Origin of the sequence: Segatella buccae ATCC 33574 (assembly GCF_000184945.1) — a bacterium.
GTDB classification, from domain to species: domain Bacteria; phylum Bacteroidota; class Bacteroidia; order Bacteroidales; family Bacteroidaceae; genus Prevotella; species Prevotella buccae.
The window spans coordinates 1254544-1267335 of sequence record NZ_GL586311.1 but is presented as its reverse complement, the minus strand read 5'-3'; the positions used below and the strand labels follow the sequence as shown (position 1 = coordinate 1267335).

The 12792-nt window shown below is 53.1% G+C and carries 7 protein-coding genes; all 7 read right to left on the bottom strand.

The window, feature by feature from the left end; all coding sequences use genetic code 11:
- Positions 1 to 54: 54 nt before the first annotated feature.
- On the bottom strand, positions 55 to 1161 hold the full coding sequence (locus HMPREF6485_RS04750; RefSeq protein WP_044126266.1) for a DNA/RNA non-specific endonuclease: 1107 nt from the start codon (positions 1159 to 1161) through the stop codon (positions 55 to 57).
- Positions 1162 to 1178: 17 nt separating this feature from the next.
- Positions 1179 to 1394: a hypothetical protein gene (locus tag HMPREF6485_RS04745; protein ID WP_004345056.1), complete on the bottom strand. Its 216-nt coding sequence runs from the start codon at positions 1392 to 1394 to the stop codon at positions 1179 to 1181.
- Between the two features lie 12 nt (positions 1395 to 1406).
- Positions 1407 to 3173 (bottom strand): chitobiase, encoded by a 1767-nt coding sequence (locus HMPREF6485_RS04740; RefSeq protein WP_082231298.1) that lies wholly within the window; start codon positions 3171 to 3173, stop codon positions 1407 to 1409.
- A gap of 888 nt (positions 3174 to 4061) precedes the next feature.
- Positions 4062 to 5474: a sulfatase-like hydrolase/transferase gene (locus tag HMPREF6485_RS04735; RefSeq protein ID WP_004345050.1), complete on the bottom strand. Its 1413-nt coding sequence runs from the start codon at positions 5472 to 5474 to the stop codon at positions 4062 to 4064.
- A 190-nt stretch (positions 5475 to 5664) separates the two neighbouring features.
- The gene (locus HMPREF6485_RS04730; RefSeq protein ID WP_248622232.1) at positions 5665 to 6996 is read right to left on the bottom strand and encodes an alpha/beta hydrolase family protein; all 1332 of its coding nucleotides are present in this window, start codon (positions 6994 to 6996) and stop codon (positions 5665 to 5667) included.
- Positions 6929 to 9298 carry an alpha-L-rhamnosidase gene (locus HMPREF6485_RS04725; protein ID WP_248622230.1) on the bottom strand — a complete coding sequence of 790 codons (2370 nt, stop codon included), beginning with the start codon at positions 9296 to 9298 and terminating at the stop codon, positions 6929 to 6931. The genes HMPREF6485_RS04730 and HMPREF6485_RS04725 overlap by 68 nt, the downstream gene beginning before the upstream one ends.
- A 4-nt stretch (positions 9299 to 9302) precedes the next feature.
- Entirely contained in the window at positions 9303 to 12632 is a 3330-nt protein-coding gene (locus tag HMPREF6485_RS04720; RefSeq protein ID WP_044125839.1) for an MGH1-like glycoside hydrolase domain-containing protein, read from the bottom strand.
- Positions 12633 to 12792 lie beyond the last annotated feature (160 nt).

Here is a 12792-nt window from a genome sequence, read left to right as displayed (position 1 = left end):
GCATCAAAAAAGCCGGAGCTGCTGCGGCTCCGGCTTCATTCGATTATTTAGCGGTTACGGTTGCGCGTGGGAAAACGTGACATTCCAATATCTTTTGTTCTCATCACTGTCATCAGCTTCCACTTTCTCTTCCGTTGCGTCGGGCAGATTGCAGAAGAAGTCGATGCCGGTGCGTCTCTCCAACTCGTCGATGGTGATGTATTCTGTCTTACTTCCAGACTCATGAGGCGACCAAATACCCAATGCGTGATAGGTACCATTGGTTTTGTTGTATGCCAATAGAGCCATATAGAAATATTGTGGTACAATCAGCCCTGCGCTTGTATATCCTTGTATGTGGCCATCATCAATGGTGGCAGCTTTTACTACATACAGAGTGTCACAGTCAGAGGCTGTAGCGTATGTGTCACGCACTTTCCGCTCTAATTGCTGCCAAACGCCACTGTTGTGCCCATGTATCTGTGGCTGCATGTTGCTCAAGTAGAATGTTTGCTTATTTTGTTCTACAGAATAGAGTCGATCGCCCGATGGGCAAAGATGTCCTCTGGCATAAATGCTGGAATTACTTTTATAGTCTGCAAGTGTACTCCGGTGTGCAGGATTCGTAATCATCGGATCTTCTTTAAAATCATCGTTACGTTTTGTATTTTTTGCCATATTTCCCGCATAGAGTTGATAGCATGTCCAACGGTTGGCTTTCTTTTGTCCGTCCCATTCCAAAGAGAAGTTGACAACCTGCTCTTCTTTATTTTGAATTACGGCTTTATATGTATGTGTGATTTCATACGTCGCCTCGCGCCCTTGAATAAAGCGTGGGAACTCCAGTCGCCAACCCTCTGGATTCTTAGCCAAATCTTCTTTGGTATTCTTGTTCTTATTCTCTTCGTCGGGAGTTTCACCTCCCTGTTCGAAGAATGTCACCTCCTCGATTTGCGAATAGAGGTAGTCCACCGGTTCGGCATCGTGGACATAGACCTTGATGCCAAGCGGCTCTTGCTGCCCGTTGGGGCCGAACACGATGCGGGCACTGTCTATCTGATCCTTGACAAAGGTCACCTCCAAGCCCGTCTTGAGTTTGATGATTTTGGGCTTCTTGTCGTTTTGTGCGCTTATGCCCAGCGCAAAGACCAGGCAAAGCAGTGAAAATAGATATTTTTTCATGATTATTCGCTTCATTCCTATTGATGGTTATACATGTTTTCTATTTCATCTTCATCGTCCCAGAGGCTCCAGCTCTTGCCATACGCATCATTGGCATTGCCGCCACCGCCTGTTCCGGGGAAATGGACATCAGTACCCTCGTCATTAATGTCGGGACTGGCTGCGGCCAGATGCTGTTCAAGCTCCAAGGCCTTAATTTTCGTGTTGGGGACAAAATATGTTTTCTTTTCCATTATAGCAGATTGTTAGTTAATAACCATTTTTTTACCATTGACGATGTAAACACCCTTGGGCAAGCCGGCTGTTCCGATGCCCACAAACTGTCCATTGAGGTTGTAGACGCGGGCGTTGGCCGTTGCCGCCGGGTGGTCGGTAGCCACATTGTCTATGGCTGTAGTCTCACCAACGATAGAGACCTTGGCTTCCGTCATCGTTTCAGGCACCATGAAGTAGGCTCTCAGACCTTTCATCTTGTTAGCGTCAGGTGAAGTCGTGGTGTCGGGCCAGTAGAGTTTGTTGCCCTCTCCGAGGAAACGTTCGGTCTTGTCTGCCTTCATCGTATAAGGACTGTAGGTGCCGGCAAATCCGCAACTGCCGTGCATCACTTTCCGGGCCTCGGTCTTGGAGAGCGTCACGTCGGTGTAGGTGGGATTCTCAATGACTGTGGCCGGCTTGAACAGATAGGGCACGCCCGGTTCCACAGATGCGGCTTCCACAAACTTCATTGTCTGTCCGTCCACGTTGTCGTATTTGCGCAGCTTTCCCCCTTCGAAGGTTACGGCAAAAGGCAGGGCGAGCGTATTCCATTTGTCGGGAGAGAATGTGCGGTGCAGGCGCACGGTGGCGTGGGGAATGTCAGCCGTCGGAGAAGTGAAGTTGCGAGTTTCGTCTATCACATAGATGAGCGGACGGAAGTCTCGGGCCTCCACATCATGAGCCTCCGTCTTCTCCACCTTATTGTATATAGGGCGCAATTCGATACCTGTCGCTGTGGGATAAACGATGGCCGAGAGGTCTACAATAGCCCCTTCGTATGGCTGCTGATAGAACGAGTTACCGTCGAGACCGTAGGCATTGTTCAGCATATAGGTCTGTCCGTTTGCCTCGAGCTTGCCATTTTTCATGGTCAGGTTTTTCATTGTGACCCAGTCGCCAAGATGAGTGGCGTGCTCACCGGCTTTCATGACAGCAGGCTCCACATCAGACTCCTGTACCGGGGCAGCCATCACGAGGAAAGCCGTGTGTGTGTCGGCCACAGCTTGCAGAGTGGTCATACCATTTTGGGTCATTTTCTTGCCGACGATGTAGCCTGCAACGTGCTGGTTGTATGCCATAGCAGGCTTAGCCTTGACACCAGAGAAGCAAACCGTGCAATCCTTGTCGCGGATGAAAGCCTCGTCATTGCCGGCAAAGAGCACACGGGCATTGTCGGCATCGGCAATGTAGAGATGTACAGGCGTTTCGTCTGCGATGTCTTTCAGAGCGGCAAGCCCGTTCACCTTTTGAGTGGGTTTGGGCGTTTCGCCATTGATGGCCACTTCGATGGTGTTGATATAGGTATTAACATTGACTTTGAAAGTGACCTCTGACTCGGTTCCTGTCCATGTGCCTACAGTTCCCGATACATTATAAGTACCTTGTGTGGTACTCAGACCAAAGTTTGAGGCAGAATAGCCCGTGATGGTAATTTTGGTGATATTGGCCCCACCGGCTTTCAATGTCAATGTGCCTTTTTTATAGATACGCAGACTGTATTTTCCTTTTGAATTATAAATACGGGTCGCAGTGCCACCTTTTGTATTAGATAAAGTAATGCCATCTTTCGTCAGCTCGGTATTGATATCCGTTCCTTTACTTGGAGCAGGTAAAGCTATGCCCAATTCTTGTAGGCCTTCTTTTGTGTTGAATACAAACGTGCTGTTGGCGCCATGCGTGTGGGTAGTATTGGCCCGCACGGTGGTTGCCAAAACTGCGAGCAGAATTGGCATGGTTAGTCGCAATAAATAATTCATTGTGTTGTTGTTTATATTTAAGTTTGTTATAACTTTTGAGTTGGGGTTGGTTGTTTAAGTTCGATAACGCCACAAATATAATCAATATTTCCGATAAAACAAGCAAGAGAGCCGATTTTTTTCTATTTTTTATTCGCATGATAGGCTTTTATGTAGTCGGAATCATTCAGTTTGTTATGAAAAATCGGCAAATGGTCGTTTGTTAAAATAAAAATTGAAAGCTGGAAAAAGTATACACAACTTCTAATGCGCATTTCCCCGTAGACAGAAAGGTGGCATTCAGCAGTTTTCAGCACCATTTACTATAAATCTGAAAGTATAGCTTGAAAACTCCAAAAAACCTTTTGAAAGTTTTCGCCTTACTTGACATAAAAATCACCTCCAAAAGTATAGTGCCCTGCTCCAGCCGCAACAAAATGTCAAAACAGACGAAAAAAGACACCCGAACGGGCACACTCACATCCTCAAAGGGCCACACTCAACTTGCGATTCAGGCCCATCCACAACCCTGCGGAGCCTCTTTCACATCCCGATTCGGCCTCCGCAAACACCTCTGCCGGCAACATCCACGAAAAAAGGGAGCACACGCGTACTCCCCTTGCCACAGCAAAGATACGATGGAAAATGGCCGAATGCAAATCAGGTGTGAAATTATTTGACAACTTCTGCAGGTGTCCCTAAAAGCCAACACCTTGCCACACTCCGAATGAAGGCTATTGACGGGGTTTGTTAAAAAAAGACAGGAATTCCGGTAATGAAAAGAAAGTAAGAACAGTGAGGTTTTTACCGAACCCGAAATTAAAGGGACAAAAAGAAGAGGAGCTCAAGGGAAAGAATACAATCGTATCCTTTGCCCCCTTGGCTCCTCTTTACTCTTTCGTCTTTCGTTTATTCTCCTTCCAACGGCCAGTTGGGAGAAGGATGCCTGATGGCTTTCATTTCCTTGTCGAACTCTTTCACCATTTCGGGATATTGGTCCGCCAGATTATGCCGTTCCTCCATATCCTCCTTGATGTTATACAGCTCTAAAGGAGCACCTCTCTTGGTTGTGACACATTTCCAGTCACCTTTACGGGCCGCCCTCTGTACCCCGGGAAACTCCCAATAGAGCAACCGGTGATCGGTATCCAGTTGCTTGCCATAAAAAAGAGGCAGAATATTTATGCCGTTGAGGTGTTGTGGCAGATGCTTGTTGCTGCCGGTGAGTGCTGCAAACGTGGGCATCATGTCGGGAAAGTAGATGATGTTTTCAAGCGTCCGGACAGGTATCTTGCCCGGTTGGTTGACAATCAGCGGCACGCGGATGCCTCCCTCATAAAGCAGACCTTTACGCCCACGGAAGACGCCGTTGCACTTGAGCAGTTTTAGCGGGGCTTGTACGGCTGCACCATTGTCGGAAGCGAAGACCACGAGCGTGTTTTTCCTGAGCTTCAGTCTTTCCAGTTCTTTCATCAGTCGTCCGATGGCCGCATCCATGTGAGTGATAAGGGCTGCATAGCGCTTGGTATTCATGTCCCAGTTCTCGCCGTCATACCACGAAGTGTCATCGATGATGTAGGGCTCATGAGGCGCATCGTAGGCCAAGTAGAGGAAGAACGGTCTGTCTTTGTTTTTACGGATGAAATTGATCGCGTCTTCGGTAGAAAGGTCCGTGTTGTGCATGACATGCTTGTCATGGGCGTTGGCCTCAATGTTGATGAGTTTGTCGTTATCAAATCTCCAATAAGGATAATAGTAAGGATCGTTGGAAAAGATGGTACTGATAAGCCACCCGTGGAACTCATCAAAGCCGCGGTTGAGTGGAGTGGCTTCAGGATTGAAGCCGTCAAGATGCCACTTGTTGACGAGACAAGTCTTGTAACCGGCACTTCTGAGTACGGTGGCGATGGTTGTGTCGGTAGGCAGGAGATTCATTCTTCGGATATAAGACACGCTGCCATCAGGACTCACCTTCTTTCCTTTGATACCTCCTGCCTTGCAGAAGTTGTCACGAATGGTGGTGTTTCCCGTGTTTTTGCCTGTCAGCAGTGAGCATCTGGACGGTGAACTGATGGCCGAGCCGGCATAGCATTGGGTGAATGTCGTGCCGGTTTTGGATAGGTTGTCAATGTTCGGCGTTTTGACAAATTGGCTGCCAAAACAAGATATGTCACCATAACCAAGGTCATCGGCAAGGATGAATACGATGTTCGGTCTTTCAGGTGTTGCTTTACTTTGTCCGTTTGCATTCAATACCATTTGGGGTAGGAGTCCGGCTAAAGGGAGCAGTCCTACACCACGGAAGTAGATTTGTTTCTCCATGTGTATGTAGTTGTTTAAATGGTCGGCCCGATTTTTACATGGGCAACTCCGGTAATAAGCATCATTACTATCGCAAATATAGTGATAATAATGGATAACGCCAAGTTTTTAGTGGAGAAGTGTATGTCTCACTTCAACCGACATGTAGACTCATTGCCGGATCTAATAGAAGCAGGAACTTCCTTGTTGGTCAACGTTCAAGTCCCGTCTCCATCATCCGGCGCGGTTCGATGGTGACCTTAGCCTCATCTATCATAGTGCGGTCGAGATCGAAAACACGGGCAAAGAAGTCGTAATTGGCCTGTCGCTTGTTGGGGCCATAGTCGTGTCGCTCAGCAGGAAGGTGTACGTTTTCCACCTTATCTTGGGCCCCATAGAAGCCGTAGATGCGGCGGAGGTAGGGATATTCGAGCGTGGGCACAGAGGCAGTCCAGTCGCCTCCGTCGCTCACTATCTGTAAGGGACGGGGCGCAAACATGGCAATGAGCTCGGGATTACACGTGCCTCCGCCCGCCAGATGGATGGGCCGGCCGCTCTCGCAGGGGCAACCGCCGTCGAAATGGCTGGCCAGATTGACGGTGGGGGCAGCTGCCGTGATGCGGTCGTCAAGCACGGTGAGCAGAATGGTATGGCTGCCACCGCCGCTACCGCCATTAGCACCAATACGCGACCGGTCGATGTCGTGTCGGTGGTTCCACAGATAGTCAAGCAGTTTGAGGGCACAGGCCGCTTGGTAGACATGGGCCCGGTCGGTGCGATGGGCCTCACGCCCCACTTCCTGCTCGCTTTCGCCATAACCGTAGAGGTCAAAATCCACACAAACGGCTCCCATCCGCGCCAATGTGGCGAGCCGTTTCTGCTCGTCAGGGCGCGTGCGTGTCTCCCAATGTCCGTCGGGGCAGATGATGAGGGGATATTTCCTCACATTCTTCCACCGCCGTTTCGTCTCTTTCGAGGGGGCAGGCGCATAGATGGTTCCGAACACGTGCTGCCCGGGGGGCAGCTCGATGCAGATGTTCTGCATGGTGTAACCGTCGTGCTTTCTCACTTTGGAGAACACGGGACGAGTGTTCACACAGGAGTCGAGGAAAGCATCGATGCCGAGCCGCATCCGCACTTCGCGCCGCAGACTGTCGCGGCGAGCCTCCCAAGCCGTGCGGTCGGCATAGAGCGTGGAAAGATAGTTGAGCATCTTCGCGCCCTCCTCTGTGTGGCGGCGGGGATATTCGTAGGGTTTGATCTTATAGCTACCGTCGGGCTGTCTCCACCATTTAAAGTCGAAATAGGCACAGATGTTCGACAGCGTTTCCTCCAGTGAGTAGGGGCGCACGCGGAAGTCAGCGTAGGGCAAGCGTAGCCCTGCCGTGTCTACATTGTATTTCAACCGAACATTCCAACGCCGGGCCACGTCGCCCATCACGTCGTGCAGACTACGGGTATAGTGGCCCGCGTAGTCATTCTGTGCGAATGTTGCACTCCAGCTGCAAATGGCGCAGAGCGCAGAAAGAATCAATCGTTTCATTGTCAAGATGTAAGTTTTGTCTGTCAGGGGCGGTGATGTCGAGGAGGAAACGTCCGTTTTCTATCCTCCATGCCACACTCACCCGTTTGCCATTGACTGTTGTACTGCCTTTGGCCCATGTCAGGTCGCCCACGGGATGGGGCGAGACGGTGACCTGCCGGCCGCTCACACGAAGGCCCACGAGCCACGGCACAAGCAGATTGTTGATGTGTGCCATCATGAAATGGTTTTGTGAAGCTCCCAACTCGGGATTCCATTGTTCTGCGAGCGTTGTCATACCCTGCTTGAGTTGGAAGCCGTAGCCCGGCATCTCATCGTGGTTGAGCATCCGGTAGAGCAGTTCGCCCTGTCCTTCCTGCACCAACACATTAAAGAGATAGCGCGTGCCGATGTCACCGGTGGTCAGTCGGGTGCCGTGGGTGTGGATGTCATCAACAAGATGTTGCATCACCCGGTCTTTCACCTCCAACGGTACGATACCCAATTCCAACGGAATGGCATTGGAGCATTGGCTTCCCGAACCGTAGGAAGCCGTCTCGGGATGGAAGAACTCTTTCTGAAAGGCAAGCATGATGCGCTCGGCGATGACTCCATACATGATGGCCTCGTCGGCCCTACCGGCTATCAAAGCAGCCTCCTGCACCAGACTGACCCACCGATAGTAGTGGGCCGTGGCCACAAGTGCCACGGGGGTGTTTTTCGAAAAGCCCGCCTTGCCGGGGCCGTAGTCGTACCAATCGCCGAGCCCCATGCGGAGCACGTAGGCAGAGTCGCGCGAATGAAGATAGTCCACATAGCGGCGCATGGCCGGATAGTATCGTCTCACGAGCGAGGAGTCGCCGTAGTGGCGCATGTAGAGGAACGGCAGGGCCACCAAGGCACCGCCCCATTCGGGCGATTCCTGAAAAGGCTTGGCCCACGAACCTTCAAACTTGATATACTCAGGGGCTATCTCGGGCATCGACCCGTCGGCATGTTGGGCATCAGCAAGCTGCTGCATGGTTTGTTCGATCATGGCCCGGCAGTCGTAGTTGTAGACAAGTCCTTCACCGTTGATCCAGTCCTGTTCGAGCCATCCGAGTTTCTCGCGATGCGGACAGTCGGTCCACACGTGTTGCCAGTTGCTCCGGATGGCCCGGTCGATGAGCCGGTAGGTGTCATTGAACAGCCGGTTGCTGCATTCGAAGTCGCCCGTCTTAGGTGCCGAGTTGTAGATGAAGCACGATTGCAGGCACTCCAACACGGGCAGTCCTTCGGGATTGTCGTCACCCGTCATCACCGCCCCCTCCACCTCTATGTAGCGGAATCCGTAGTAGGTGAAGCACGGATGCCACGTTTCGGCTGCCTCCCGGGAGCCCCGGAGCGTGTAGGTGAGATAGTAGGGCCGACCCGTCTGCTTTTGGTTCACGTGCCCGTCGGGCGTAAGGGTCTCCCCAACGATGAGCTTCACCGACTGCCCCCGCCGTCCACGGACGGTAATCTCGGGAAAGCCGGCGAGGTTTTGGCCCATGTCGAACACCATCCCCGGAAGCCTCCGGGCCACGGGATAGCGTTCCATGATTTTTACCGGGGCAGCTATCTGGGGGCGGAGTGTGCCGAACGGAGGCCGGAGAGCGAGTGCAGCCTTGGGGGCTGGAGGTGTATCTTCCTTGCGGGCATCATAATCTTCTCCGCCATAGATGCTGTTGTAGACGACTGGACTTTCCACCCACTTCCATTCCTCCGACCGACTTTCTATTGTCTCCCGACTACCGTCGTTGTAGACGATGGCGAGATGGAACAACAGTTTGAGCGGGCCGTAGTTGCTTTTCAGTTTGTGGTAGCGCAGCCCCTGCTCGTAGTAAAAACTGTTGCCAAGCATCACGGCTATGGTGTTGTCGCCGGCCTGCGAAGCCTTTTTCCCCTTCGTGGCCGGCTTTTTGTTTGCTTCCGCAGCGTGTTGTAAGACACCCGTGAGGTCTATTGTGTTGTAGAACACGGTCTTGTCGTAATCGCTCCACGCCGGTGCCAAGATGTCGTCGCCCACTTTCCGGCCGTTCACATACAGTTCGTAGGTCCCCAATCCACAGATATTGAGCTTCGCTTCCCGGATAGGTTTGCCGCACCTGACAGTCCTCATCAGCACAATACTCCGCCCCGCCAACGAGTCGTGAGCATTGGCCGTGGCCCCAATCCACTGCGCATTGCCGAAATCAGGATGTGCCCGAGCGACGGTTGTCAGCATCGCCAACGACAGCAGTGTAACCAATGTGCGACACCTCAATAGCTGCTTTGTAATATTATATAATGTAAATGTTCTCATCTCTCTATAATTCTATTCTTACTCTTCCCATATCTTTGCGATTAGCTTTCAGTTTGCCGTCTACATAAACGCTCAGGCCTTTACCGGCATGATAGCGCGAACCGTAGCGGTCCCACACGATGGAGAGGTCATGACCGTGGTAGCGCACCTTGTCAAGACAGAAGTAATCCCACTTGCCGACAGGCAACAGCGGATTGACGACAAGGCTGTTCCCCGCACTCGGACGGAGCCCGCAGAGGCCTGTGATAATCAGATCGTTGAAAGTGCTGTGATTGTAATAGCGGCTGCGTTCTTGATCTCCTTTGAGCCAATAGCCCGTGGTCTCGTCGAGATATTCGCCGATGTAGGGTTTTCCCCGGTGGTTCTGGCTCTGCACATACTTCTCCAGTTCGGCGAAATAGAGGCTGTCGCCTACCACGGGACGGCTGTAATCATTGAGGTAGTTGGCCAAGGCCGTGAGTGTCTGAGCCGTGGCGAAAGGCCACACAGCACCATCCCATTCGCATTTTCCCACACCGTGGGTACGGAACTGCGGATGGCGACGCTCGGCGGTAGTCTGTCCGTAGGGAGCGGAAAAACCTTGTGGGTCGCCGCACTGCCGCCATGCCTGTGCGTATTTGGCGTTGTCGGAAGGCAGATTGAAGTACCACGGAATGAAGCCGACAGCCTCACGCACATTGGCGAAGGAATCTTTCTTCAGCACCTCGAAAAAGTTGTGGCGGTCGTTCCATAAGTAGTTTTCCACCAAAGTCTTCAGCGTATCGGCCTTGGTGTTATAAATCTTGGCTGTTGTCATGTCCCCTGCAAGGGTGGCAATGGCTGCGATGGCGCGCGCATTGCCATACATGTAGCTGTTGATGCTCGGCCGCTCATTCTTCTCCTTGCGCCCCCCGCTGATGGTTTCTTCCATCGCATCACGCACGTCATACTGCCAATAAAGAGCCGCAGAGGGGCATTTGTGGGCTGCGAGGCCTTCCATTCCTTTCTGTGACGAGAAAGGACGGGCGATGCCCTTATGCCCATCCCACCTTGCATATTCTTTCTCCAAATCGGGCAAAAGTGCCACGGCCGGCTCCTTACGACCGTCCACGAGATAGCGGGCCCATAGGGCTGCGGGTGTCCACGAACTGTAGAAGTCGAGCTTCCGCATCGCTTCGCCGTCGTTGCCGTGATACCACGTGTTGACTATCTGATCAAGATAGACGGGATTGCGGAGCCACCGGCTTTCGTAGATGTGGTGGCCGAGGGCGGAAGAGATGAGATTATACTTGTCGGCATAGCTGCGCGGCACCAGAAACTCGGTCATGGCATAACCCACATCGGTGAGTTTGATATGCTTGCGGAGCGTCCACCAGCGGTAGTAATACATCTGTTCGAAGTCTTGCTGCGGACATTCGAAGAGCGGAATGTTTTCTTGCATCCACTCCCAAGCGTGTGCGTTGGGAATGGCCTGCACGATATTCTCATCCTCCATCGCGTTGAAATAGTCCACATAGTGCCTGTAATCGGCCGAGCGGAGGAAAGCCGCCCCGCTGTCGGCATCGCGGGAAACGGTCTTGAAATGGGCTATGCGGTAGACAGCCAACGTGTCCGTGTTTCCTGCCCCGGGCAGCGTGTCGTCCCGGTCGGCCGGTGTGTCGATGTCGGGCAGCGTGCGTGCGGCTCCCGTCCGGAACATCACGCGCTCTATGCTGTGTACAGGGGCAAAGAAGACGCGCTTCACCACCTGCTTGCCATCAACGAAGAGTGTTATCATGCGGTCGGCCACAGACAGTTCGGCATCGATGTGATAGGTGCGGTCGGGCTCATATTTGAGAAACGTGCCATAGCGCGCACCGCTCTTGCAGCGCGCCGTACCGTCGGCTGTGAACTCCAGACGCGAGCAGGCCAAGCCGTTTTTGTCGAGAAACTCTATCTGCAACAACCCGTTGTGGTTTTGCGCCGCCTGTATGTCGAAACTCACACGGAGCTCGGATGTGGCCGGAATCTTGCGCTCCACCCGGGCATAGTCGAACGGATCTTTGTCCGACAGCACCAGCCACTCGCCATCGAGCGACACCCGTGCCAGAAGCGGCGAATAGATGTTCCACGCCGTGAGCTTGGACAGTCGGGCTACGCAAGAGAAGTCATCGTCGGCCTGTGCATGAGCCTCTGTGGTCACGGGAACGGGCACGCGGGCCACCCACATATCCTCTTTGTTCATGCTGTAGGCCACCCACAAATCTCCGTCGGCAGGCTGCCCGTTGCCTTCTGAGATGCCTCGCACGTATTGCGGACCGTAGCTCTTGTAGTTGCCGCCATACCGCATGGGGGGCACTTCTCCGTTGACGAGATTGAGCGTGGTGTATTCCAGCCCGTCACGGGAGAGACTGATGGCCAGCGGCCAGCGAAACTCCGAGGGATTGTAGACCGTGGCATACATGCCGTCGCCCAACCGCTGTCCCCATATTTTGGCATTGCTGTTGACAAATCCCCGGGCGCGGTTGACGGGCCGGCTCCACGTTCGTCCCCCATCAGCCGAAATGCTCGTCAGCGCATGCTTCCACAGGCCCACGAGTCGGCCGTCGGGCAGCGTATAGTCGTTGTAGGCCCTGTAAGGCTCCTTGAGCGGAAGGAGGGCATCACCACGGTCGGCTTCCTCCACCCACCCCATCAGTATGCGCGGATTGGAGAGCATCTCCTCGCAGGCCCGGCGCAGCCATTTGTCCCCTTTCCTCCAGTTGGGAAAGTCGGTGTTTGCGGCATTGAAGCCGTGGTTGTAGTAGATGAAGTAGATGGGACCGAACGAACCGTCGCCCTTGATTTCGCGGATGACGCGTCCGATGCCGTTGCCGTCGTTATTGTGGTCTTTCTTATCGAGGCACACGCCATACGTCCCGAGAGCAAAGAGCCGACCGGCTTTTGACACATAGAAGCCCTGCCGCTGGTGCATCACGGCCACCAGTCGGTGGGCCTCTCCCTCCACACCCGCTTTTCTGAACCCTTCGGGCACCCGGTATTCCGGAAAGAGAACCACCGGTGTACTCCACGCATAGCCGTCTGTGGAGGTTTGCAGCAGCGTGCGCGAGGGTGGCACCTGCTCGTCGCGCTCATCCGAGAGGTAGTGCATGTAGAAGCGACCGCGCCAACAGGCCATCATCGGCTGGTGGTTGTAGGTCCATCCCCATCCGTTGGCAGCGGTGGGATGTTCCCGGTTGGCCCTCATTGTCTGGATGTTATGCACGCCCACTACGGGAGACAGACCGCCGTCATGGCGCATGGGATTGCTCATCCGGGTGCCGGTATAACAAACGCTCGATTGTGCCGCCACGCCCCTTGGGGCGCAGGCGAGCATACCAATCAGGGCGCAAAGCAGTTTTCTTCTCATGTCGGTAGCTTTCTGTTCTGTCGGCAAAATGCCTTCGGTGTTTCTTATCTTAGACGAAAAATCAGCCGTTTTGTAACCATTATCTCCCAATGCTTATCAACTATCACCGGCCATTAACTTGTCAACT

What these genes read in the sequence shown, in the direction of transcription:
- HMPREF6485_RS04750 (WP_044126266.1), bottom strand. Translation starts at nt 1,161, where the DNA reads ATGAAAAAATATCTATTTTCACTGCTTTGCCTGGTCTTTGCGCTGGGC.
- HMPREF6485_RS04745 (WP_004345056.1), bottom strand. Translation starts at nt 1,394, where the DNA reads ATGGAAAAGAAAACATATTTTGTCCCCAACACGAAAATTAAGGCCTTG.
- HMPREF6485_RS04740 (WP_082231298.1), bottom strand. Translation starts at nt 3,173, where the DNA reads ATGAATTATTTATTGCGACTAACCATGCCAATTCTGCTCGCAGTTTTG.
- HMPREF6485_RS04735 (WP_004345050.1), bottom strand. Translation starts at nt 5,474, where the DNA reads ATGGAGAAACAAATCTACTTCCGTGGTGTAGGACTGCTCCCTTTAGCC.
- HMPREF6485_RS04730 (WP_248622232.1), bottom strand. Translation starts at nt 6,996, where the DNA reads ATGAAACGATTGATTCTTTCTGCGCTCTGCGCCATTTGCAGCTGGAGT.
- HMPREF6485_RS04725 (WP_248622230.1), bottom strand. Translation starts at nt 9,298, where the DNA reads ATGAGAACATTTACATTATATAATATTACAAAGCAGCTATTGAGGTGT.
- HMPREF6485_RS04720 (WP_044125839.1), bottom strand. Translation starts at nt 12,632, where the DNA reads ATGCTCGCCTGCGCCCCAAGGGGCGTGGCGGCACAATCGAGCGTTTGT.